At 33.5% G+C, this 25680-nt stretch carries 21 protein-coding genes; 11 read left to right on the top strand and 10 right to left on the bottom strand.

Going from position 1 to position 25680, the window contains the following annotated elements; genetic code table 11:
- Positions 1–76 precede the first annotated feature (76 nt).
- The 3 genes from rny to QE431_RS18070 form a co-directional block, all read right to left on the bottom strand.
- A complete protein-coding gene (gene rny, locus QE431_RS18080) occupies positions 77–1636 on the bottom strand; it encodes a ribonuclease Y (protein WP_057117750.1) in 1560 nt (519 codons plus the stop codon).
- Positions 1637–1844: 208 nt separating this feature from the next.
- Positions 1845–2138 carry a cell division protein ZapA gene (locus QE431_RS18075; protein WP_057117751.1) on the bottom strand — a complete coding sequence of 98 codons (294 nt, stop codon included), beginning with the start codon at positions 2136–2138 and terminating at the stop codon, positions 1845–1847.
- 4 nt (positions 2139–2142) lie between these two features.
- Complete coding sequence (locus QE431_RS18070) at positions 2143–2433, bottom strand: hypothetical protein (RefSeq protein WP_095952164.1); 291 nt, start codon at positions 2431–2433, stop codon at positions 2143–2145.
- Between the two features lie 180 nt (positions 2434–2613).
- Here QE431_RS18070 and QE431_RS18065 point away from each other — a divergent pair, with 180 nt between their 5' ends.
- The 3 genes from QE431_RS18065 to QE431_RS18055 all read left to right on the top strand — a co-directional run bounded on the left by QE431_RS18065 (position 2614) and on the right by QE431_RS18055 (position 7579).
- Positions 2614–4293, top strand: a complete 1680-nt coding sequence (locus tag QE431_RS18065; protein WP_307298814.1) for a M23 family metallopeptidase — start codon at positions 2614–2616, stop codon at positions 4291–4293.
- Positions 4294–4304: 11 nt separating this feature from the next.
- Positions 4305–6770, top strand: a complete 2466-nt coding sequence (locus tag QE431_RS18060; protein ID WP_307298811.1) for a carboxypeptidase-like regulatory domain-containing protein — start codon at positions 4305–4307, stop codon at positions 6768–6770.
- 89 nt (positions 6771–6859) lie between these two features.
- On the top strand, positions 6860–7579 hold the full coding sequence (locus QE431_RS18055) for a hypothetical protein (RefSeq protein ID WP_057117755.1): 720 nt from the start codon (positions 6860–6862) through the stop codon (positions 7577–7579).
- Positions 7580–7718: 139 nt separating this feature from the next.
- Here the strand turns inward: QE431_RS18055 and QE431_RS18050 are convergent, their stop codons facing one another.
- The 5 genes from QE431_RS18050 to QE431_RS18030 form a co-directional block, all read right to left on the bottom strand.
- On the bottom strand, positions 7719–8420 hold the full coding sequence (locus tag QE431_RS18050) for a DUF2971 domain-containing protein (protein WP_134142488.1): 702 nt from the start codon (positions 8418–8420) through the stop codon (positions 7719–7721).
- A gap of 125 nt (positions 8421–8545) precedes the next feature.
- A complete protein-coding gene (locus QE431_RS18045) occupies positions 8546–10375 on the bottom strand; it encodes an ABC transporter ATP-binding protein (RefSeq protein ID WP_307298807.1) in 1830 nt (609 codons plus the stop codon).
- Between the two features lie 75 nt (positions 10376–10450).
- Positions 10451–12178, bottom strand: coding sequence for a phospho-sugar mutase (locus tag QE431_RS18040; RefSeq protein WP_307298805.1), 1728 nt, complete (start codon positions 12176–12178; stop codon positions 10451–10453).
- Positions 12179–12264: 86 nt separating this feature from the next.
- Complete coding sequence (locus QE431_RS18035; protein ID WP_057117759.1) at positions 12265–13221, bottom strand: glycosyltransferase family 2 protein; 957 nt, start codon at positions 13219–13221, stop codon at positions 12265–12267.
- Positions 13222–13229: 8 nt separating this feature from the next.
- Positions 13230–13760 carry a DUF4199 domain-containing protein gene (locus QE431_RS18030; protein WP_134142493.1) on the bottom strand — a complete coding sequence of 177 codons (531 nt, stop codon included), beginning with the start codon at positions 13758–13760 and terminating at the stop codon, positions 13230–13232.
- A gap of 251 nt (positions 13761–14011) precedes the next feature.
- Here QE431_RS18030 and QE431_RS18025 point away from each other — a divergent pair, with 251 nt between their 5' ends.
- The 5 genes from QE431_RS18025 (at position 14012) to QE431_RS18005 (ending at position 20333) form a co-directional block, all read left to right on the top strand.
- Complete coding sequence (locus QE431_RS18025) at positions 14012–14266, top strand: type B 50S ribosomal protein L31 (RefSeq protein ID WP_011921626.1); 255 nt, start codon at positions 14012–14014, stop codon at positions 14264–14266.
- A gap of 160 nt (positions 14267–14426) precedes the next feature.
- Positions 14427–15602 carry a GlmU family protein gene (locus QE431_RS18020; RefSeq protein WP_307298796.1) on the top strand — a complete coding sequence of 392 codons (1176 nt, stop codon included), beginning with the start codon at positions 14427–14429 and terminating at the stop codon, positions 15600–15602.
- Between the two features lie 261 nt (positions 15603–15863).
- Positions 15864–17498 (top strand): ribosomal protection-like ABC-F family protein, encoded by a 1635-nt coding sequence (gene abc-f, locus QE431_RS18015; protein WP_057117762.1) that lies wholly within the window; start codon positions 15864–15866, stop codon positions 17496–17498.
- A gap of 225 nt (positions 17499–17723) precedes the next feature.
- Positions 17724–18881: a porin gene (locus QE431_RS18010; protein ID WP_057117763.1), complete on the top strand. Its 1158-nt coding sequence runs from the start codon at positions 17724–17726 to the stop codon at positions 18879–18881.
- Between the two features lie 21 nt (positions 18882–18902).
- Complete coding sequence (locus QE431_RS18005) at positions 18903–20333, top strand: anion permease (RefSeq protein WP_307298792.1); 1431 nt, start codon at positions 18903–18905, stop codon at positions 20331–20333.
- Here QE431_RS18005 and QE431_RS18000 read toward each other — a convergent pair.
- A complete protein-coding gene (locus QE431_RS18000) occupies positions 20330–20632 on the bottom strand; it encodes a GNAT family N-acetyltransferase (protein WP_230406408.1) in 303 nt (100 codons plus the stop codon). The two genes, QE431_RS18005 and QE431_RS18000, sit on opposite strands and share 4 nt — an antisense overlap.
- 289 nt (positions 20633–20921) lie before the next feature.
- Between QE431_RS18000 and QE431_RS17995 the strand changes: the two genes are divergently transcribed.
- On the top strand, positions 20922–21581 hold the full coding sequence (locus QE431_RS17995; RefSeq protein WP_307298786.1) for an alpha/beta hydrolase: 660 nt from the start codon (positions 20922–20924) through the stop codon (positions 21579–21581).
- A 243-nt stretch (positions 21582–21824) separates the two neighbouring features.
- Here QE431_RS17995 and QE431_RS17990 read toward each other — a convergent pair whose 3' ends face one another.
- Positions 21825–22340 carry a hypothetical protein gene (locus tag QE431_RS17990; RefSeq protein ID WP_057117767.1) on the bottom strand — a complete coding sequence of 172 codons (516 nt, stop codon included), beginning with the start codon at positions 22338–22340 and terminating at the stop codon, positions 21825–21827.
- A 167-nt stretch (positions 22341–22507) separates the two neighbouring features.
- Between QE431_RS17990 and rpmH the strand changes: the two genes are divergently transcribed.
- Both rpmH and carB read left to right on the top strand, forming a co-directional pair.
- Entirely contained in the window at positions 22508–22669 is a 162-nt protein-coding gene (rpmH, locus tag QE431_RS17985) for a 50S ribosomal protein L34 (RefSeq protein WP_008464848.1), read from the top strand.
- Between the two features lie 148 nt (positions 22670–22817).
- Complete coding sequence (gene carB / locus QE431_RS17980) at positions 22818–25673, top strand: carbamoyl-phosphate synthase large subunit (protein ID WP_057117768.1); 2856 nt, start codon at positions 22818–22820, stop codon at positions 25671–25673.
- The last annotated feature ends 7 nt before the right edge of the window (positions 25674–25680 follow it).

Genomic DNA, 25680 nt, shown 5'->3' with positions numbered 1-25680 from the left:
TTGAAATAAATGATAAAAAAGAAAGGCTGTCGTAATCGACAGCCTTTCTTTTTTATATATAATCCTTTCTTTTCTGTTATTTCGCAATATTTACAGCCCTAGTTTCTCTAATAACTGTAACTTTTACTTGGCCAGGATAAGTCATTTCTGTTTGGATTTTTTGTGAAATCTCGAAAGATAAGTTTGCGGCATTGTCATCTGAAACTTTTTCACTTTCTACAATTACACGAAGCTCTCTACCTGCTTGAATTGCATAAGCGTTTTTAACACCGCTGAATCCGTAAGCTACATCTTCAAGATCTTTCAAACGTTGGATGTAAGAATCCAATACCTGACGTCTTGCACCTGGTCTTGCTCCAGAAATAGCATCACAAACTTGGATAATCGGCGATAATAAAGATTTCATTTCGATCTCGTCGTGGTGAGCTCCAATCGCATTACATACTTCTTCTTTTTCACCATATTTTTCAGCCCACTGCATACCTAAAAGTGCGTGTGGTAAATCGCTTTCTGTATCTGGCACTTTTCCAATATCGTGTAGTAAACCTGCTCTTTTAGCTAGTTTTACATTCAATCCTAATTCTGCAGCCATGATACCGCAAAGTTTAGAAACCTCTCTCGAGTGTTGTAGTAAGTTTTGTCCGTAAGAAGAACGGTATTTCATTCTACCCACAACTTTGATTAATTCTGGGTGTAAACCGTGAATTCCTAAGTCGATTACCGTACGTTTTCCAACCTCAATAATTTCGTCGTCGATTTGTTTTGCTGTTTTAGCAACAACTTCTTCGATTCTCGCTGGGTGAATACGTCCGTCAGTTACTAATTTGTGCAATGACAAACGAGCAATTTCTCTACGCACAGGATCAAAACAAGAAAGGATAATAGCTTCTGGTGTATCGTCAACAATGATTTCAACTCCAGTTGCAGCTTCAAGAGCTCTAATATTACGTCCTTCACGACCAATAATTCTACCTTTTACATCATCAGATTCGATATTGAAAACAGAAACGCAATTTTCAACTGCTTCTTCAGTTCCAACTCTTTGGATAGTGTTGATGATAATTTTCTTAGCTTCTTGTTGTGCAGTAAGTTTAGCCTCTTCAATTGTTTCTTGAATATGAGACATTGCTTTAGTTTTAGCTTCAGCTTTTAAACCTTCAACTAATTGTTCTTTTGCTTCTTCAGCAGAAAGACCAGAAATTACTTCAAGTTGCTGTAATTGGCTTTTGTGAAGTTTATCTACTTCAGCTTGTTTTTTGTCTAAAATTTCAATTTTATTATTGTACTCAGCAGTTTTAGCTTCAAAGTCATCGTTTACTTTTTTAGCTTTAGAAAGTTCATTTGAAACTTGAGATTCTTTATCACGTACGCGTTTTTCTACTTCAGCAACTTTTTTATCTCTTGCTAAAATAACTTGTTCGTGTTCTGATTTTAATTCGATAAAGCGTTCTTTTGCCTGAAGAATTTTATCTTTTTTAATATTTTCAGCTTCTAAATTAGCGTCTTTTAAAATTGAAGCTGCTTCTTTTTTAGCGTTTTTAATTAGGTTTGAAATATTACTTTTCTCGATAATTTTAGCTATTGCGAATCCTGCTGCAATACCTACAATACCAATGATGATCGTTATGATGTCCATGTTTTTAGGGTTTATATATAAAAAAAGCCTACATTAATTGCTTGAATAAACTCGTAAAGACAAGTTTTGAGCTAACTCACTGTTCAAGTTTCCCGGTCAAAGCTGGGCATACTATAGTAGCGACGATTTGCTCATTCTAAATTGTTAGTGTTGAGTTTACCAATTGTGAACTAATGTAGGCAGTATCTTAGTTTCTTGTAAAGAACGTTTAATTTTCGAGATATTGATCTAAAAGCAGATTTAATTTTTTAATTCGCTCAATGGTTTCTTCTCCATCGATTGCGTTATCAATTTGTTTTTGTTCTACTTGCGATGCAAATTGCAATGCGCACATAGCTAGAACATCTTGTTTGTCACGAACTGCGTAATTTTCTTCGAACTGCTTAATCATAGCATCAATTTTTTTAGAAGCGCTTCTAAGGCCTTCTTCCTGAGCTGGTTCAACCGTTAAAGGGTAAACGCGGTCGGCAATTGATATTTTTATTTTAAGCTTTCCGTCCATATTACTAATCTGATAATTGCGCTATACAGTAATCGATTTCGCGAATTAATGAATTTATTTTAAGCTTTGTCTCTCTCTTGTTATTGTCGCTGCCAAGCAAGGAATTGGCTATCTTAAGTGTTTCATTTTGCTTTTTCAAAGCTTCAATTTCTTCAGATTGTTTCTGGATAATTTGCGCAGCTTTGGCTAGTTCTAATCGTAGTGCTTGATTATTTTTCTCCAAACCTTTTGATTTTTCAAAAAGCTTTTCGACTTTATATTCAAGAGTATCAATTATTTCTGCAATTACACTCATTATACATCCTATTCATTACTTAATCCTACAAAGTTAGTATTCCTTTTTATTAATGCAATTTTTTATCGAATTTTTTACATTAAAAAGAGACAAATAAATGAAATTCAGTATATTGTGTTATAATGTTTGTTTTTTAGGTTTTTACCTGTTAATTTTTTATTTTAGCAAAAATATTTTTATATGAAATTATCTATACTTGCCCTTTTATCCTGTCATTTTCTATTTGCCCAAACACAATATCCTAAAGATTATTTTCGTGCCCCGCTCGATATTCCAATGCAGCTTTCTGGGAATTTTGGGGAGTTAAGACCCAATCATTTTCATGCGGGTTTTGATTTAAAAACAAATCAAAGAGAAGGATTGAGTGTTCATGCAATTGCAGATGGTTATGTATCGAGAATTAAAATTTCGACTTTTGGAAACGGAAAATGCATTTACATTACACATCCAAACGGTTATACTTCTGTTTATGGTCATTTACAAACTCCTGTCGGTCCAATTTTGGATTATGTAAAAAATACACATTACAAAGAAAAAGCATATGAAATTGAAATGTTTCCAAAGCCAGATGAACTTCCTGTTACAAAAGGAGAAATAATTGGACTTTCTGGTAATACTGGCTCTTCAGAAGGACCACATCTTCATTTTGAAATTCGCGATACTAAAACGGAATTCGTAATCAATCCGATTTTCTTTGGCTTTGACCAAAATATAAAAGATTCTAAAAAACCTACTTTGTCAAGTTTGTATGTTTATCCGCTGGATAATGCAACTGTTAATCAGTCCAAACAGCCTTTGTTGCTTAGCATGGCGCTGCAAAAAGATGGAACTTATCTGGCTTCAAAAGTAAAAGCAAACGGAAAAATTGGTTTCGGAATCAATGCAACAGATACTGATGATGTTTCATTTAATAAAAATGGTGTTTTTAATGTTTCAACTTTTTTAAACGGAAATCCGAATTACAATTATCAGTTTAATACGTATTCATTTGATGAAATGCGTTATATCAATGCTTTTATCGATTATGCGAGGTATAAAAAAACAAGTCAGAGAGTTCAGAAGCTCTTTATGAAAACGCCTTTCGCTTTAAGTATAATTAAAACAGATTCGCAGTACGGAGTTATCACGCCAGAACCAAACTTGGCTTCGAATTACAGAATTGAAGTTTCGGATTATTTTGGAAATTTAAATTCGATAACAGTGCCAATTGAATACGACACGGCAACACCGCTCGTGCAGGCAGAACCTGTTACAGGACAGTATTTTGTGCGATACAATAAAGATTCTAATTTCGAAAAAGATAATATGTCTGTGTTTATTCCTGCGGGAACTTTTTATGAGGATTTTAATATGAATTTCGATGTTAGAAATAATAAGATCTATATTCACGACGATACAGTTCCTGTTCATTCAAACTTTACGATTACAATAAAAGATGATTCTTATCCTGAAAATTTACGCGATAAACTTTACATAGGAAAAGGAAATAGTTATAATGGAACTATTAGAAAAGAAAATGTTTTTACAGCAAAAGCAAAAATATTGGGGCAGTATGGTTTAGTTCTGGACACAATTGCTCCAGTTGTAAAAATCACTAAACCAGTTGAAGGAAAATGGATTAGTGATCAGAAAAAAATTGAGTTTGTAATTAGCGATTCTTTATCTGGAATTAAGTCCTATAATGGCTATTTAAACGGAAGCTGGGTTTTGTTTGAATATGAAAATAAAAACAGAAAAATCACACACACTTTTGATGATCAATATTTGACCGAAGGCGAAAACTTTTTAAAAATAGAAGTTGTTGATAATGTAGGAAATACTACTATCTTTGAAACTAATTTTTTTAGAAGTCAAAAATAAAACCGTAATCTTTGAATAACTATAGGTTTATATTCGCTTTTCTTTTTTTATTCTTCAGCTGTATTTCATTAGCTCAAAATGCTTTTGTTAAAGGTGTAATTTTAGATACAGAAAAACATCCTGTTCCAAGCGTAAATATTTCTTGGCAGGGAAATTCAGTGCAATCAGATTCAAATGGTTTTTTTGAAATCGCAATTCCTTCAAACAAAAAAGCTTCCTTGATATTTACTCACGTTTCTTTAAAGACGATGAGTTTAACGGTTAGTTTAAAAACCAATGAAGTTTTTATTTTTAATCCGATAATGAATAATTCGCAGGAACAAATGGGAGAGGTTTTTGTTTCTTCGGGAAATAGAAAACGTGTTCAGGGAATTGCAACGATCGATACCGAAACCATAAAAAAAATTCCTGGTGCAAATGCAGGAATTGAAAATATTTTAAAAACGCTTCCAGGTGTCAATTCGAATAACGAATTAAGCACGCAGTACATGGTTCGAGGCGGGAATTATGATGAAAATCTGGTTTATGTAAACGAGGTCGAAGTCTATCGTCCGTTTTTAATTCGCTCTGGTCAGCAGGAAGGTTTAAGTTTTACGAATACAGATCTGGTTCAAAATGTTGATTTTTCTGCAGGCGGATTTCAAGCAAAGTTTGGAGATAAATTATCGTCCGTTTTAGATATTACTTATAGAAAACCAACACAGTTTGGCGCTTCTTTTGAAGCGAGTTTTCTTGGCGGAAGCGCTTCTGTAGATTTGGTGTCTAAAAACAAAAAATGGTCTGCAGTTACTGGAGTTCGTTACCGAAACAATAGTCTGCTCGTAAATAGTCAAGATACGCAAACGAATTATACGCCAACTTTTGCAGATGTTCAAACGAATATTAATTATGATATTTCTGAAAAATGGCAGATGAGTTTTTTAGGGAATATTTCGCAGAATAAATATTTATATCAGCCATTAACCCGTGAAACAAAATTTGGTACCGTTGATCAGCCAATGGCGCTTGCTGTTTATTATCAAGGTCAGGAAAAAGACCAATATGATACTTATTTCGGTGCTTTAAAAACAACTTATAAAGTTTCTCCGTCGCTGACTTTAAAATTAATTGGATCTATATTTCATACAACAGAAAAAGAGCATTTTGATATTCTAGCACAATACCGTTTAGGAAATGTTGATGCTGATGATCCTGCAAATCCATCGACTATTGATTTTACACGCGGAATTGGTTCGCAGTTAAATCATGCCCGTAACGATCTGGATGCGTTAATTGCAAATATCGAGTTGAAAGGTTCAAAAGACTGGAGAGATAGTCAATTAGAATTTGGTTTGAAATATACTAGAGAATCTATACGAGATAGAGTAGTAGAGTGGGAGATGATTGACTCAGCAGGGTTTTCTATAAACCCGCCGTTGGTTATTCTGCCAGAAAACAATCAGCCATACACTCCTTATACTGGTCCTCTTTTGCCGTATCAGGATATTCGTGCGACAAATTTTAATACTATCAATCGCTTTTCTGGATATGTGCAATGGAATAAACAATCTGAAATTGGTTCCAGTAGAATTTGGTATCATTTAGGAGCGCGTTTTCAAAGCTGGAATGTTTCAGGAGCTGTAGAAGAAGGGAAAAATCAGACTGTTGTAAGTCCGCGTGCGCAATTTGCCATAAAACCAGATTGGGATCGAGATATGGTTTTCAGAATTTCTGGTGGATTGTATCATCAGCCGCCATTTTATCGAGAACTTCGCGATTTGGACGGCGTTGTGAATCCGAATGTGAAAGCTCAAGAAGCTGTTCATGTGGTTTTGGGGAATGATTATAATTTTAAGATGTGGAATCGACCTTTTAAATGGGTTACAGAAGTTTATTATAAATCGCTTTCTGATGTCAATGTGTATTCGATTGACAATGTTAGAATTCGATATGTGGCCAATAATAATGCGAAAGCATACGCGCAAGGTCTTGATTTTAGGTTGAATGGAGAATTCGTGCCGGGAACAGAATCTTGGGTAAGTTTCGGATACATGAAAACTGAAGAAAACTACGAAAACAAAGGTTATATCGCCCGCCCGACAGACCAGCGTTTAAAGTTTGCAATGTTGTTTCAGGATTATATGCCGAATATTCCAAGTGTAAAAGTATATCTGAATTTGGTTTACAATACGGGTCTGCCAGGCGGCGCGCCGTCATACACGGATCCTTATTTGTACCAAAACCGATTAAACGATTATAGAAGAGCGGATATTGGTTTTGCAAAAGTTTTCGTAGACAGCAGTACGCAGAATACTAAAACAAGCTGGCTGAAAAACTTCAAAGAATTAGCAGTAGGATTAGAAATTTTCAATCTCTTTAATAATCAAAATGCAATTACAAATACTTGGGTTCGTGATGTGTATTCTAAAAATCAATATGCGATTCCAAATTATATGACTTCTAGGGTTTTTAACGTTAAGATTAATGCGAGACTGTAAAGTCTTTTCTAATTTTTTAGTAAAATTCAATAAAAACCAAAATTACAATCAAAAATAGTATATTTGATAATCGAATATAATCCGCCTAGATGAAAAAGTATTTTAAATATATAGCCTTGGTAATCGTTGGAACAGTTATAAGCTGCCGCGAAGAAGTTAAAAAACCAAAAGTAAGTTACGACGTATCAAATAAGGTAAGTGTCACGAAAGCCGATTCTACGCAGGTAGAAGTTGCAGATCTGCCTATTCAAATGCAGGGGACGGATTATTTAATTCATCCAGTTGGAGATTTAAGAGTATATGAAAAAGGTTCTAAAGCAAGATTTGGTTCCTCAACTGTAAACGACGTTAGTTTTACTATTTCGAACTTAGGTGAATATGAAATCACGGGTTATTTGCAAAATTTGAAATTTCAAAAAGTAGATTCAGATTCTATTCGTCCTTTATCAGATAAACCAATTTTGATTTTAACTGCCACTTATTTAAAAACTGTTGCAGATAAAACCCATAATAATGTTATGGTTTACACGCTGACAGATTCAGATACAAACAAAGATGGAAAAATAGATACCAGCGATATTAAAACTTTATATTTAAGCGATATCAGCGGAGAAAACTTCACAAAAGTTTCTGCTGATCTTCAAGAGTTGGTAGATTGGAATTTAATTGAATCTAAAAACCGTTTGTATTTTAGAACTATTGAAGATACCAACCAAAACGGACAATTCGATAAAAATGATGTATTGCATTATAATTATATAGATTTGACTTCTAAAAAATGGGAAGTTAAAAGTTATAAACCGATCTAAGTTGCTAAGGTTCTGAGGCGCTAAGATTCTAAGGTTTTATAAAAAGCCGTTTAAAAATTATTTCAATAATTTTTAAACGGCTTTTTTGTTCAGTAAGAAAAAAAACTTAGAATCTTAGCTACTCAGAATCTTAGCACCTTCATATCAATATATCACTTTCCAAATCAGATTTTTCAATTTCAAAACCAAAATCCAGACGTTCGACCAATTCGATAACTAGTTTTTTATACCAGTTTTCAGATTTTGGATGAATATATATCTTCTCAATTAGTTGATTGATGTCAACATTGATTTTTAATCCGTCGTTTAGTTTTATGTCGCTTTTTGAAGTATCAGTAATAATGCGGACTTCTCGCTCGTATTGAAAACTTTTTCGTTTAAATAAAAACGGAAAAAATAAATCATCAAACGGAATGTATTCTTTTTTATAATCGATATAATTTACTTCACCAATATATTGATCAAAGTTGTTCTCTGGTTTTAAAGCTTTCTGTAATCTTCCAATAGTAGACTGAATCGCTAAACCTTCGCTGTTTTGTGTAAAAATCTGCCACATGGCAAACGATTCATATTCATTAATATGCCAGCTGCTTATAGCAACTTGTTCTCGTTGAGTTTTGTAGTATTTTAAAAAGTCAGGATTGTTTATTGCAAGCTTTTTAATCTCTTCGTAAGTAGGCTCGCTGAAAGTGCCTTCGTATTGATCTTCAAATTTGTCTGAACGAGACATAAATAATTTCTTAGAAAGTAATAAGTCTAAGAACTTAGATAAGTCAAGATATTTCCAAACTATAGTGTCAGGATCTTCAGGAAGTGTAATGTTCGGATGGTTAAGATACATTTTATGGAGATTAAAATTTATTCTTTAACTCACCTAAAGTTATAAAAATAAACACAGATTAAAGAAATTAAACTGAGTTTTAATATTTCCTTAATCTGTGTAGATTATTTAATTGTATGTGTGTCTTAAGATTCGAAAGACTGCATGGTTACCAATTTGTTGTAAGTTCCATTTTTTGCAATTAGTTCTTCGTGAGTTCCCTGCTCAACAATTCTTCCTTTCTGCATAACCACAATTACATCTGCTTTTTGAATTGTCGAAAGTCTGTGGGCAATTACAATAGAAGTTCTATTCTGCATCATGTTTTCGAGTGCAACCTGAACAAATTTTTCGCTTTCTGTGTCCAACGCAGATGTTGCTTCATCCAAAATCATAATTGGTGGATTTTTCAATACTGCTCTCGCAATAGATAAACGCTGTTTTTGGCCGCCAGAAAGCTTGTTTCCGCTGTCGCCAATATTGGTGTAAATACCAGCTGGCAGATCTTTTACAAATTCGTATGCGTTTGCGATTTTCAAAGCTTCAATGATTTCGTCGTCTGTAGCATCTAGTTTTCCTAATGCAATGTTGGCTTTTATCGTGTCATTAAATAAAATGCTGTCTTGAGTTACCAAGCCCATTAGACCTCGAAGAGACTTCAGGTTCATGTCTTTAATATTAATTCCGTCAATAGAAATTGATCCGTCATTAACATCGTAAAAACGAGTTAACAAATTGGCGATGGTACTTTTTCCGCTTCCAGATTGTCCAACAAGAGCAACAGTTTGTCCTTTTTTAATTTGAAGAGAAAAGTCTTTTAAAACGGTTTCCTCTTCATATTTAAAGTTGATATTTTGAACAGATATAGTATCGTCAAAAGTTGTTTTTTCAATTGCATCCGTTTTGCTTGTAATAGGGTTTTCCTGATCTAAAATCTCTAAAACACGCTCTGCTGCTGCGTTTCCTTTTTTTACTCCGTATGAAGCTTTAGAAATTGCTTTTGCAGGAGTTAGAATATTATAAGCTAATCCCATATAGGCAATAAACGAAGGGCCGTCAAGAGTTTTGTCAATTAAAACCATTTGACCTCCATACCAAAGTAAAATGGCAATTACGGTAATTCCCATAAATTCACTTGCAGGAGAAGCTAAATTTTGACGGTTTCCAATACTATTAGATAATTTAAAAAATCGTTCTGTTGAGTTTTGAAAAACGTTATTGAAATATTCTTCAGAGTTATATCCTTTTACAACTTTTAGTCCGCCAATAGTTTCTTCAATTGTCGATAAAAAAGCGCCCTGTTCTTGTTGTGCTTTACCGGATTGTTTCTTTAATTGTTTTCCAATTAATGAAATAATATAACCAGATACTGGAATAAATATAAATACAAACAGAGTAAGTTTCGCACTAATAATTAACATTGTAATTATAGTGAAGATGATAGTTAAAGGTTCTTTTACTATAAGTTCTAGAATTGCCAAAAATGAAGTTTGTACTTCGTTTACATCAGCAGAAATTCTTGAAATCACATCTCCTTTTCTTTTTTCTGAATAAAAGGCCAAAGGCAGTTCTAATGTCTTTTTGTACAAAGCATTTCGCATGTCTCTTAAAACACCATTTCTTAAAAAGTTAATGAAAAACATAGCTAAATAATCGGCTAAGTTTTTAAGTAAAAAGATAGAAATAATAATTGCCACCATTACGGATAAAATATATCCAGCTTCATGAGTTCCTTTTGTTGTGGTGATATAGTAACTTAAATAGTCTTGACCGTAATCCTGAATTTTTAAGATTCCCTGATAGACTGGTTTTGTATAATTTTGTTTTGTTTTGTCGAATAAAACCTGAAGCATCGGAATTAAAGCAACAAAAGAAAGGGTACTAAAAAGCGCATACAAAATATTAAAAAAGATATTTAAGAATGCGTATTTTTTATACGGATATATAAAAGGAACTATTTTTTTGAAATTACTCATTTTGGTGTTTTTTACCATTAAAACCCGATAGCTTAATAAGCTATCGGGTTTTTGAAAAGTGTATTTGTATTTTTATTATTTCAATTGCATATCTGCAATGATATTCTGTATTTTTTGATCTAAGAAACTTTCGGCAGCATCAAAATCTTGAACAGATTCTAATTCGGCATTTACGCTGATGTAGAATTTAATTTTTGGTTCTGTTCCGCTTGGTCTTGCGCAAATTTTAGAACCGTCTTCTGTATAATAAATTAATACATTCGATTTCGGCATATCCATCGTAGATTCTTCATTAGTCAACAAATTCAATGCAGTAGATGATTGATAATCTTCAACCATAATCACACGCTGACCATTGATTTCTTTCAAGGGATTTTTACGTAAATCAATCATCATCTGATTAATTTCTTGTAACCCTTCCATTCCTTTTTTAGTCAATGAAACTAAAAATTCTTTGTAAAAACCATTTTCAACATACAGTTGTAAAAGTTCTTTGTAAACAGAGCTTCCGGCAGCTTTTGCCTGTGCAGCAACTTCGCATATTAATAACGTCGCAGCAACTGCATCTTTATCTCTAACCGCATCGCCAACCATAAATCCGAAACTTTCTTCACCGCCACCGATAAATTCAAGTTCAGGAAAATCTTTGATCATTTTTGCGATCCATTTAAATCCTGTTAAACCAACTTTACATTCAACACCATAACTTGTAGCCAATTCCATAATCATTGGAGTGGAAACGATTGTTGAACCAACGAATTGTTTTCCGTTTATTTTACCTGCTTTTTTCCATTGTTTCAAAAGGAAAGAAGTCATTAAAACCATAGTTTGATTTCCGTTAAGCAAAATCATTTTGCCGTCATTATTTCTAACGGCAACACCTAAACGGTCACAATCAGGATCTGTTCCTACAACAATATCAGAATTTGTTTTATCTGCCAAAGCCAAAGCCATTGTTAAAGCTTCTGGTTCTTCTGGGTTTGGTGATTTTACAGTTGGAAAATCTCCGTCTGGAACTGCCTGTTCAGGTACAATATGAACATTTTTGTAGCCAGCCTGAGATAAAGTATCTGGAATTGATTTTATTGAAGTTCCGTGTAATGAAGTGAAAACAATATGAAGATTGTCCTTAGCTTCTGCAGGAGTATTAAAACTTGCGTTTTCGATAGATGACTTAATAAATGCTTTATCAATATCAGTATCAATATACTGGATCAAGCTTTCGTTTGCGTTGAATTTAATTTTATCGTAATCTAGATTTTCGATTACATTAATAATTGCTGCATCTTGTGGAGGTACAATTTGTCCGCCATCCTGCCAATACACTTTATATCCGTTATATTCTGGCGGATTGTGAGAAGCTGTAAGAACGATTCCGCATTGACACCCTAGGTACTTAAGTGCAAAAGATAATTCTGGAGTTGGTCTTAAGTCAGAAAACAAATAAACGTGAATTCCGTTTGCAGAGAAAACATCTGCAACCACTTTTGCCAAAGTATTACTGTTATGACGGCAGTCGTAAGCAATGACAACTTTTAAAGGTTCATTTGGGAAAACTTCGTGTAAATAATCAGATAAACCCTGAGTATTTTTTCCAAGCGTATATTTGTTAATTCTGTTGTTTCCAACGCCCATAACGCCACGCATACCTCCAGTTCCAAATTCTAAGTTTTTATAAAAACTTTCTTCAAGTTCTTTTGGTGAAGTAGTCATTAATTCTTTAACAGCAGCTTGTGTTTCTTGATCGAATGTTGGTGTCAGCCATTCATTTACAGCATTTAAAATATTAGGTGCTATATTCATGTAAATTTTCTTTTATGTTTTAAATAAAGGTAGTTTTTCTTCAAAAATTAATTTGACTCAAAAAGATTTTTTTTTCCTGATTTGTGTCAAAAATTTACTTCACGTGCTACTTTATATCTTTCTTCATTGTTTTTGGTTCTTAAAATAATTTCACCCAAAAATCCAGCTAAGAAAAGCTGAGTTCCTAAAATCATTGTAGTCAAAGCAATATAGAACCACGGATTATTTGTAACCAAAGTATATTTCATTCCGTTATACATATGGTATAGTTTTGAAACGCCTATATATCCGGCAGACAAAAATCCGATTATAAACATTATTGATCCCATTGCGCCAAATAAGTGCATTGGTCTTTTTCCGAAACGTGATAAAAACCAAATAGTGATCAAATCAAGAAATCCGTTAATAAAACGTTCCATTCCAAATTTGGTCTCACCATATTTTCTAGCTTGGTGAATTACCACTTTTTCGCCAATTTTTCCGAAACCGGCATTTTTAGCCAATACAGGAATGTAACGGTGCATTTCGCCAGAAACTTCAATGTTTTTGACAACAACATTTTTATAGGCTTTTAATCCGCAGTTAAAATCGTTTAACTCAACACCAGAAGTTTTTCTGGCAGCCCAGTTAAATAATTTTGAAGGAAGATTTTTGGCTACAACAGAATCGTAGCGTTTCTTTTTCCAGCCTGAAACCAAATCGTATTTCTGAGCTGTAATCATTTCGTACAATTCAGGAATTTCATCTGGACTGTCTTGCAGGTCGGCATCCATTGTAATAATAACGTCGCCTTTTGCTTTAGCAAAACCAGCATGTAAAGCCTGCGATTTTCCAAAGTTTTTCATGAAACGAATGCCTTTTACATTCGGATTTTCATTAGAAAAACCTTCAATTATCTGCCAAGAATTATCTGTACTACCATCATCTACAAAAATGATTTCATAAGAGTAATTGTTAGATTGCATCACTTTAATGATCCAAGTATAAAGTTCTTTAAGTGATTCCTCCTCGTTTAGAAGCGGTATAAGTATAGATAAATTCATTTATATTTTTATTCTTGTGTAGTTTTGCTTTTAAAAAATGCAGCGAAAATTAATCCGAAAATTGCACTGATAACAATTGCAAAAACAGATCCTTTTGCTAGTTCTATAGTAGAGTACGGACTGCTTTCTTTCATTTTAGCAACTGCTTCGTTAATACCTGAAGCTGGAGCACCAAATTTCTGCATCATATTTACAGTGTATTTGATCATAATTTCGCTTAAAGTGTCTTTAGCTCCTGGATCAATTACGTTAAATAGAATAATATTAAAAGTTGTAGAAATCAAAATACCGATTACTGCAGCTATAAAATAAGTGGTAAAAGCATCTTTGAAAGTAAAAACGCCATTTAATTCCTTCTTTGTTTTAGAAAGCAAAATAATACTTATTGTAAGACTTATTGCTATTCCAATTATACCCATCCACCAAGCTGTAAAGAGGTTTAAATCAACAGCATATATCGTTGCAGTAACCAAAGCAGATGCAATACCAATCATTACACCATAAGTAATACCGTTCTTTTTTATAACTTCATTAATCATATTTCTATATGTTTTAAAATTAATCCACAAATATAGTAATTCCCACTATAATCGGAGATAAAAAAAGCTTTTCGAAATAAACTAAAAAAAAGTGGGCTAAGTATTTGTTTATTAAAAAAGAATTGTAAATTTGCACACTCAAAAATAATTAAAAGTTTTTAAACAAAAAGAGTATCATTTGTTTACACCTTTTTCTAACCATGAAAAAGCTTCAAAATAAAAATACTCCAAACAATAAATAAAAGATAAAGATGAAAAAAGGAATTCACCCAGAAAATTACAGATTAGTTGCATTTAAAGACATGTCAAATGATGACGTTTTTATCACTAAATCTACTGCAGATACAAAAGAAACAATTGAAGTTGACGGAGTTGAGTATCCAGTTGTAAAAATGGAGATTTCTAGAACATCTCACCCTTTTTATACTGGTAAATCTAAACTTATCGATACTGCAGGACGTATTGATAAATTCAAAACTAAATACGCTAAACACGCTAAAAAATAATAGCTGTTTTACATTATACAAAAGCCTTCCAGATCTGGAAGGCTTTTTTTATGCGTTAAATATTACTTTTCGTTAAAGTGGTTTTTTAGTAAACCCGTAAAATATTTGTAACTTTGGGGTCAGGTAACCAAATCAAATTTTAACAAACACTCAATTATTTATGAACTACATTCTTTTCGACGGGCCCGTTCGGAATGCGTTATTACCCTTTACCTTTACGAGGCCTGTGGCTGATATTTTGGTCGGAATTATGACCATCCGTCAAAAATGGGAAAAACGTTTAGGTTCAACAATTACCACTATTACCGAAGAATATTTATCGGAAAAATTTCCAATGGTTGAAATGGAAGAAAATGTAATGATCAATGCAGCGTATTTGCCAAATGATACACTCGTAGAGATGATTTCTGACTTAACCGAAAATCAGGCCATTTTTAAAGGAGAAGATGTAATTGCATTTTTTGCAACCGAAAACCAAGAAGAAGTCGATTTTGATTCTTATGAAATTATTCAGTACAATGATGACTGTATAACTATTGAACATACTTGGGATATTTTTTCTAAAAATGATGCAGCGATCCGTCAGGATTTTAATTATTTGACAGAAGATCGAAAATCGCAGCCAATTCCAAAAAGCGTTAATGTAATTGCACCTGAAAATATATTTATCGAAGAAGGAGCCAAATTGGAGTTTGTAACTTTAAATGCTTCGAACGGTCCTATATATATAGGTGCGAATTCGGAGATCATGGAAGGAACTGTAATCCGCGGGCCTTTTGCTTTATGCGAAAATGCAATAGTAAAAATGTCTGCCAAAGTTTACGGAGCGACAACTGTAGGGCCAGGATCCCGAATAGGAGGAGAGGTTAAGAATTCTGTTCTTTTTGCAAATTCAAATAAAGGACATGAAGGATTTTTAGGAGATTCTGTTTTAGGCGAATGGTGTAATATAGGGGCCGATTCTAATAATTCAAACCTGAAAAATAACTACGAAGAGGTTAAGTTGTGGAGCTATGAAACGGAAGGTTTTGCAAAAACAGGACTTCAGTTTTGTGGTTTAATGATGGGAGATCACAGTAAATGTGGTATCAATACAATGTTTAATACCGGAACTGTTGTTGGAGTAAGTGCCAATATCTTCGGATCTGGTTTTCCTCGTAATTTTGTGCCAAGTTTTTCTTGGGGAGGTGCAGCGGGTTTTACGACTTATGTAACTAAAAAAGCATTTGAAACGGCAAGATTGGTTCTGTCAAGACGAAATATTGATTTTGATGAAACGGAACAAGCAATTTTAGAACACGTTTTTGAAGAAACCAAAAAATGGAGAAAAGACTGATTTAATTAGAGAATTAGTCAATTTGAGAATGAGATAATTTTAGCAAACCCGATAGGTTTTTGAAACCTGTCGGGTTTTGTTTTGTTGTGAATTTTAAAAACGACACATTTTCAAATTAAACAAATGATCTAATTATCAAATTGTCACATTTTCTAATTCCCTAATTGGTACATTATCCAATTAAAATCTATCTTTGCGCTTTCAAAAAAATACTTGCGTAGAAATCTAAAAATCTAAGCAGTCTAAAATCTAAAAATCTAAATGATTACAGTTAACGATATTTCGGTTCAGTTTGGTGGAACTACACTTTTTAGCGATGTTTCTTTTGCTATCAATGAGAATGATAAAATTGCCCTTATGGGTAAAAATGGTGCGGGAAAATCGACACTTTTAAAAATAATTGCTGGTGTAAATAAACCTTCAACTGGAAGTATTTCTGCTCCCAAAGAAGCGGTAATTGCCTATTTGCCACAGCATTTACTTACTGAAGATGGTGCGACTGTTATGGAAGAAGCATCTAAAGCTTTTAGTGAGATTTTTAAAATGAAATCTGAAATAGACGAAATCAATGAACAGTTAACGGTTCGTACAGATTATGAAAGTGACGAATACATGAAATTGATCGAGAGAGTTTCTGACTTAAGCGAAAAATTTTATGCTATTGAAGAAGTAAATTACGAAGCTGAAGTTGAAAAAATATTAGTTGGTTTAGGTTTTGAACGTGAAGATTTTACACGTCAGACTTCTGAATTTTCTGGAGGATGGAGAATGCGTATCGAACTGGCTAAGATTTTATTGAGAAAACCAGATTTGATTTTACTGGATGAGCCAACGAACCACATGGATATCGAAAGTATTCAATGGTTAGAAGATTTCTTGTTGAATCAAGCTAAAGCTGTTGTGGTAATCTCGCACGATAGAGCGTTTGTAGATAATATTACAAATCGTACTATTGAGGTTACAATGGGAAGAATTTACGATTACAAAGCAAAATATACTCACTATTTAGAATTAAGAAAAGACCGTCGTATCCATCAGCAGAAAGCATACGATGAACAGCAAAAAATGATTGCAGAAAATCGTGCTTTTATTGATCGTTTTAAAGGAACATTTTCTAAAACAGATGCTGTGCAGTCTCGCGTAAAAATGCTGGAGAAACTTGAAATTGTTCAGGTTGATGAAGTAGATACTTCGGCATTGCGTTTAAAATTCCCGCCTGCAGCGCGTTCTGGACAATATCCTGTTATTGTAAAAGAAATGTCTAAATCTTACGGAGATCACGTTGTTTTTAAAGATGCAAATATTGTAATCGAACGTGGTCAAAAAGTGGCATTTGTTGGGAAAAATGGCGAAGGAAAATCGACCATGATCAAAGCCATAATGAAAGAAATTGGTGTTGATTCTGGAAGTGTTGAAATCGGACATAATGCACAAATTGGATATTTTGCTCAAAATCAAGCGGCTTTACTAGATGAAAACGCAACGATTTTTGAAACAATTGACAGTATTGCAGTTGGAGATATTAGAACACAAATTAAAAATATTTTAGGTGCTTTCATGTTCCAAGGTGATGACATTACCAAAAAAGTAAAAGTGCTTTCAGGAGGAGAAAAAACACGTTTGGCAATGATAAAATTATTGTTGGAACCTGTAAACTTATTGATTCTGGATGAGCCTTCGAATCATTTGGATATGAAAACGAAAGATATTATCAAAGATGCGCTTCGTGATTTTGACGGAACTTTAATCTTAGTTTCTCACGACCGTGATTTCCTTGACGGTTTAGCAACTAAAGTTTTTGAGTTCGGAAATAAAAGAGTAAAAGAACACTTTGAAGATGTTGCAGGTTTCCTTGCTCATAAGAAAATGGACTCTATGAGAGAGATCGAAAAATAAATCAAAATAGATTCAAATTAAAAGCACAAGTTAATTCTTGTGCTTTTTTTGTTTTTAGTAACATTATTTTAATGCAACTTTTTTTACAAGAGATGTATTTTTTTGCTATTTTAGTAGTCCCATTTCGTTTTAGCTGTAAGTAGTTAGCTTTTTGGTTTTCAAAAAGCATAATTCTGATTTGAATTCAGTTGTATAAAAAACTAATATTTTATCTATTTGAAGTCTATGAATAAAATTCTACTATTTCCAATTGTTTTTTTCTTCTTTTTAACTCCGCTTTTGCTGCAAGCCCAAGACGATGTAAATGAAAGTGGAAAAACTGAAAAGCCAGAAAACGAGGTAAAATATCCACAATACCAAATCAAAGGTCTTTTGCAGGCAAGATATCTAGAAAGTTTTGGTGATAATGTTGATGTTTTAGGGGTTCACCACTCTACTGGTGATGTTACACAGCAGTCTTTTGATATTAAAAGAATGCGTGTTGGTTTAAATACCAAATTAAGTGAAGCAACAGAAGTTGTGATCCTAGTCAATTTAGCTGATTTTAAATCGGATACAAAAGGTAAAGTTTTGGAAAATGCCTATGGAAAATATACTTTTAGTAAATACATTGCTCTAACAGGAGGGCAATTCCGTCCTGCATTTGGTATAGAAGAGCTTGTTCCGGTGGATATTATAAAATCATTTGACTTTTCAAATCAATATTACGAATTCGGAAAAAATGGATGGACCAGCTTTCAGATAGGAGCTTCCGCAACTGGAGCTTTCGATATCGGAAAAATTCCAGTCAATTACGCTGTTTCTGTATTAAATGGAAATGGAAAAAATGTAGAAATGGATAAGGATAATGGAAAACAATATTCTACAAGATGGGTTTTCGAATTATCAAAAGAACATAAAATTAATCTGGGTTTAAACGGAGGTTTCGGAAAAGTGTTTAAAGAAGATGTTTTTGCAATTGGTGCAGATATAACCAGTGATTTTAAACTTACAGACAGATTTACTTTCGATCTTCAAATCGAATACAAACAAGGAACAAATCATAACTTATATTTTTCTCTGCCAGTAGAAAGCAGAACAGATAATGTTGCCGATTATCAAATGCGAGGGATTTATTTTCTGCCAAATCTGAGATATGTTGTAAACTACAAAAAATTGACTGCTTTAGAATTATCATGTCGTTACGAAACATTTGATCCTAGTTATAAGGTCAATTCAAATGTAAGGCAGACCTATACGCCAATGGTAAGTTTAGAATTTGGAAAAGCCTATACGGGTCGAATAGAATTGGGATTTGAAATTGATCGATTTGATAGAAGTATTCCAGATACATCAACCTATAATGATGATTTATTCTTAATTCAATTACAACTCCGACTTTAATTCACCTAAATTTTGTTTTTTATGAAAGAAGTAAAAATTCCTCAGACCCTGATAACGCTGGCAATTGGAATTGCAATTTGGTTAATTCCTGCACCAAATGGCGTTGTAATAGAAGCGTGGCATTTATTTGCCATTTTCGTAGCCACAATTTTAGGAATTATTCTAAAAGCAGCTCCTATGGGGACTATGTGTATGATTGCAATTGCATTAACGGCAATGTCACAGGTTTTGGCTCCAGGCGATCCAGGAAAATCGATTACTTTGGCCTTGAGAGGTTTTGGAGATAAAGTAATTTGGTTAATTGGAATTTCATTCTTTATAGCCAGAGGTTTTATCAAAACAGGTTTAGGAAATAGAATTGCTTTTTTATTCATTAAAATATTCGGAAAAAGTTCTTTAGGATTGGCTTATGGTTTAGGACTAGCTGATTTAGTATTAGCACCAGCTGTACCGAGTAATACAGCAAGAGGAGGAGGAATTATTTATCCGATCATGAAGTCCATGGCTATGAGTTTTGGCTCAATGCCTGATCAGCCCGAAACACACAGGAAATTAGGTTCATATTTGACTTTAAATAGTTATAATATGAATTTGATAGCATCTTCAATGTTTCTAACAGGTACGGCAAGTAATCCGATGTGTCAAAAATTTGCGCTTAATTTAGGAATAAAAATAACTTGGATGTCGTGGGCAGCTGCGGCGATTGTTCCAGGTTTATGTGCATTTTTTGTCATTCCGTTTGTGTTGTATAAAATTTATCCTCCAGAATTGAAAAAAACAGCCGATGCGCCGCAGATTGCATCTCAGAAATTAAAAGAAATGGGAGCAATAACCCGAAACGAATGGATGATGCTGCTGACGTTTTTTATACTTCTTTTTCTTTGGATGACTGGAGATTTATTTTCTATTGATGCGACAACAACAGCATTTATAGGATTAGTAATTTTATTGCTGACTTCGGTTTTAACTTGGGATGATGTAAAAGCCGAAAAAGGGGCTTGGGATACAATAGTTTGGTTTTCTGTTTTAGTAATGATGGCCAGTTCGCTCAACGAATTAGGTTTTATTGCATGGTTTAGTGATCTTGTAAAAACAGAAATTGGGGGATTAAGCTGGCAGATGGCTTTCCCAATTATTGTGCTTGTATACTTTTTTAGTCATTACCTTTTTGCAAGTGCAACAGCACACGTAGCGGCAATGTATGCGGCATTGCTTGGCGTAGGAGTTTCGCTTGGAATTCCAGGACTGCTGCTTGCTTTTATGCTTGGTTTTATAGGTTCACTATACGGAACATTAACGCATTATGGTCATGGTCCGGCACCTGTTTTCTTTGGGAGCGGCTACGTTGATTTAAAGAGCTGGTGGGTCAAAGGACTTATAACTGGTTTAGTTATGCTCTTTATTTATATGGTAATTGGAGGATTGTGGCTCCGAATTATTGGATATTTTTAGATTCTAATTCCAGGAGGAAGCAGTTCTTTATATCTAGGATTTTTTTTGAAAAAAGAAACAATCTTTGGATGAATTGGAACAACTCTGTAATTTTTCTCAGAGCTTAATTCTAGGATGTTTTTAAGCAAAGCATTGATCGCTTCTTCATTTTGATACGAATCTGGTGTGTTGATTTTGGTTAAGAAGATTTTTTTTTCTTGAAATGAGTATTCAACTGCCAGCATTCCTTCAGGTACGACAGTTTCAAATTGGCGTGCAAAAGTGTTGTCTTTGATTTCCATAGTTACAAAAGTTTCCATAGTAATTTCTTTTAAGGTTATGTTTATAAATTGAATTTGGGAATTGAAATAGTATTGACAGAAAATTCTTTATAAGATTTTAAAGCCAAAAAATATTTCAAATACAAAGGTAATCATTTGATTTTCAATATTAAATTATTTTTTGAAGAGATAAACTTTAAGCAATTGTTTCTAAGTTTATTTTTTTAAGTTGAAGTAATAATATGGAGCGAAATTTGATTAAGATGATATTAAAAAGTAACTTTATTTTTTTAAAATAAATGTCATAAGGTAATTTCATTTTAATAATATGAGTAAAATTCCAGTTTATTTTATGCCGGGTCTGGCAGCAAGTTCGTCTATTTTTGAAAGAATACAATTAGATGAAGATGTTTTTGAAATGTTTCTTTTGGAGTGGGAGATTCCCAAGCCTAAAGAATCACTTTCAGATTATGCGCTTCGAATTAGTGAAAAGATAAAACATGAAAACCCTGTTTTAATTGGTGTTTCCTTTGGCGGAATTTTAGTTCAGGAAATTTCGAAACATATAAAAACTCAAAAAGTTATTATTATATCCAGTGTAAGAAGCAATGCGGAGTTTCCTAGAAGAATGAAAATAGGGAAGAGCACAAAAGCATATAAATTAATTCCGATGCAGTTGATTTTAAATATTGAAAAATTGGCTAAATTTTCATTTGGCGAAAAAGTCAATAAGAGGATTAAACTTTACGAGAAGTTTTTATCAGTCCGTGATTTAGGTTATCTGCAATGGGCTGTAGAAAGTGTGATTCGCTGGGATAGAAATCAAATTGATGAAAATGTAATTCACATTCACGGAGATCAAGACGAGGTTTTTCCAATAAAATATATCAATAAGTGTATTATCGTAAAAGGCGGAACCCATATTATGATTCTCAATAAATATAAATGGCTGAATGAGAATCTGCCTTCTATTATATTGGAAGACTAAAAGATTTAAATTCCAATTTTATCCCGAAGCTTCGGGACCAAATTCCAAGTTTTTAAACCTTGACAAAGTTTTGCATAAGAATTTAATCGCGATCTTGTCATTGCGAGGAACGAAGCAACCACACTATCATTAATAAAGCTTTAATATGTGTTGTGAGATTGCTTCGTTCCTCGCAATGACAAAAAAAATCCCAAACACCAGTAAATTAGAATTTGGGATTTAAATATTGAAATTTAAAAATCGTTAGATTTTCTTCATTTGTTCTTTCATCATAGAAATTTGCTCTTTCAGCATTCCTTGTTTGTCTAATTTTTTAGCTTCGTTTAATAAATTAGTCGCTTCAAGTTTTCTTCTGCGTGACATGGCAACCCCTGCAAGGTTCAATTTAGCTACAGCTAAATCCATGTCCATTGATAGTCCAAGTTCGATAGCTTTTTTGAAATGTTTCTCAGCTTGGTTGATATTTGTTTGAGACAACATGATTCCTTGTAAGTAATTTAAGTAACCTTGCTGCTTTCTTACTAATGCTCCTTCTGGATTTTTAATATATGATAGCCATTTTTTAGCACCTTCAAAATCTTGTTTTCTTAATTTTAGGAAAGCTAAAAGGATAAATTCGTTTTTAAAATAAAGAAAAATTGGAATTGCAGTTAGTAAAATAAGGAAAATACCATTTCCGATATTACTTTCTGTAAATTGCCAAATGCCAGCTACAACAAGAAGTCCGGCCAAAATAAGTTTAATATTTTTGTGAAACATAATTAATGTAAATTTGTGATTGCAAAGATAGTAAAAGGAATTAAAAATATTTTTATAAAACTACTTGCCAGAAAAAAAAGTCTTTGTATATTTGCACTCGGTTTTTGAGCAACGATATCGAAAACTAGAAAAAGAGATATTAGATACCATTTTAAAGATACAAAACAATGAGCAAAAGAACATTTCAACCATCGAAAAGAAAAAGAAGAAATAAGCACGGATTTATGGACAGAATGGCTTCTGCGAATGGAAGAAAAGTTCTAGCGCGTAGAAGAGCAAAAGGAAGACATAAATTAACTGTTTCTAGCGAACCTAGACACAAAAAATAATGTTTGTATAAACATACATAAGGCGATTACTTTTTTAGTATCGCCTTTTTTTATACCTTGTCGGTAAAAATTTTTGCAACATTCTAGTTTAGAATAGACTACGAATGTTTTTTAGAAGTACTTTATATAACTACACAATACATACAAAATGCCTAAAGACACATCAATTAAATCCGTTTTAATAATAGGTTCGGGACCTATTGTTATTGGTCAAGCTTGCGAATTCGACTATGCAGGTTCTCAATCTGCACGTTCTATTCGTGAAGAAGGAATTGAAGTTATCTTGATTAACTCAAATCCAGCGACGATTATGACCGACCCATCTATGGCCGATCATATTTATTTGAAACCATTAACGACAAAATCGATTATTGAGATTCTTAAGGAACATCCACAAATTGATGCTGTTTTACCAACAATGGGAGGACAAACAGCTTTGAACTTATGTTTGGAAGCGGAAGAAAAAGGAATCTGGCAGGATTTCGGAGTAAGATTAATTGGAGTTGATGTAAACGCAATTAATATTACAGAAGACAGAGAGCAGTTTAAACAGCTTTTAGAAAAAATCAATGTACCAACTGCACCTGCAAAAACGGCTACTTCATATTTAGAAGGAAAAGAAATTGCACAAGAATTTGGTTTTCCACTTGTAATTCGTCCATCGTTTACACTTGGAGGAACAGGAGCTGCAGTAGTTTACAAAAAAGAAGATTTTGATGAGCTTTTAACAAGAGGTCTTGAAGCTTCTCCAATTCACGAAGTTTTAATTGATAAAGCTTTGATGGGATGGAAAGAATACGAATTAGAACTTTTAAGAGATAAAAACGATAATGTTGTAATTATCTGTTCAATCGAAAATATGGACCCAATGGGAATCCATACTGGAGATTCGATTACAGTTGCACCTGCAATGACTTTATCTGATACAACTTTCCAAAAACTGAGAGATTACGCAATCTTGATGATGAGAAGTATCGGAAACTTTGCTGGAGGATGTAACGTGCAATTCGCAGTTTCGCCAGACGAAAAAGAAGATATTGTAGCAATCGAGATCAACCCTCGTGTGTCTCGTTCTTCTGCATTAGCATCAAAAGCAACGGGATATCCAATTGCTAAAATTGCTTCTAAACTGGCTTTAGGATACAACTTAGATGAGTTACAAAATCAAATTACAAAATCTACTTCGGCTCTTTTTGAACCAACTTTAGATTATGTAATCGTAAAAATACCACGTTGGAACTTCGATAAATTTGAAGGATCTGACAGAACTTTAGGTCTTCAGATGAAATCTGTAGGTGAGGTTATGGGAATCGGGCGTTCTTTCCAAGAAGCGCTTCACAAAGCAACTCAATCTTTAGAAATTAAAAGAAATGGGTTAGGGGCTGACGGAAAAGGATATAAAGATTACGAGCAGATTATCGAAAAGCTTACATACGCAAGCTGGGATAGAGTATTTGTAATTTATGATGCAATCGCAATGGGAATTCCGTTGAGCAGAATTCATGAAATTACAAGAATCGATATGTGGTTCTTAAAACAATACGAAGAACTTTATGTTTTAGAGAAAGAAATTTCAAACTATAAAGTTTCTAATCTTCCTAAAGAATTATTACTTGAAGCAAAACAAAAAGGTTTTGCAGACAGACAAATTGCTCACATGATGAATTGTCTAGAAAGTGAAGTACATTCTTTACGTATGGAACAAAACATTAACCGCGTGTTTAAACTGGTTGATACTTGTGCAGCTGAGTTTAAAGCGCTGACTCCTTATTACTATTCAACTTTTGAGGCTGAAATAGAAAAAGCAAATGGAGAACGTTTTGTTGATAACGAAAGTATTGTTACAGATAAAAAGAAAGTTATTGTTCTAGGTTCTGGACCAAACAGAATTGGTCAGGGAATTGAGTTTGATTATTCTTGTGTGCATGGAGTTTTAGCAGCAAAAGAATGCGGTTACGAAACAATCATGATTAACTGTAATCCTGAAACGGTTTCTACAGATTTTGATACTGCTGATAAATTATACTTTGAGCCAGTTTTCTGGGAACATATTTACGATATCATCCAGCACGAAAAACCAGAAGGTGTAATCGTACAGCTTGGTGGACAAACAGCTCTTAAATTAGCAGACAAATTATCTAAATATGGTGTAAAAATCATCGGAACTAGTTTTGATGCACTTGATTTAGCTGAAGATAGAGGACGTTTCTCAGACTTATTAACTGAATTAAATATTCCTTTCCCAAGATTCGGAATCGCCGAAACGGCAGACGAAGCTTCGAACTTAGCTGATAGTTTAGATTTCCCACTTTTAATTCGTCCTTCTTATGTATTAGGAGGTCAGGGAATGAAAATTGTAATCAACAAAAAAGAACTTGAAGAACACGTTATCGATTTGTTGAAAACAATTCCAGGAAACAAATTACTTCTCGATCACTATTTAGCTGGAGCAATCGAAGCTGAAGCTGATGCAATTTGTGATGCTGATGGAAATGTTTACATTATCGGTATTATGGAGCACATTGAGCCTTGTGGAGTTCACTCTGGAGATAGTAACGCGACATTACCTCCTTTTAACTTAGGAGAATTTGTAATGCAGCAAATTAAAGATCATACACATAAAATTGCGAGAGCTTTAAAAACTGTAGGTCTAATTAATATTCAGTTTGCGATAAAAGACGATACAGTTTACATTATCGAGGCAAATCCAAGAGCTTCTAGAACGGTTCCATTTATTGCAAAAGCTTACGGAGAACCTTATGTAAACTACGCTACAAAAGTAATGTTAGGCCACAACAAAGTAACTGACTTTGATTTCAATCCGCAATTAAAAGGATATGCAATTAAGCAACCAGTTTTCTCTTTCAGCAAGTTCCCGAACGTAAACAAGGCGTTAGGACCAGAAATGAAATCTACAGGAGAAAGCATCTTGTTTATTGATGACTTAAAAGACGATCAATTCTACGAATTGTACTCTAGAAGAAAAATGTATTTGAGTAAATAATCTCAAA

It is taken from the genome of Flavobacterium sp. SORGH_AS_0622 (assembly GCF_030818825.1).
GTDB lineage: Bacteria > Bacteroidota > Bacteroidia > Flavobacteriales > Flavobacteriaceae > Flavobacterium.
The sequence above is the reverse complement of the archived record's forward strand: the minus strand, read 5'-3'. Positions and strand labels throughout refer to the sequence as shown.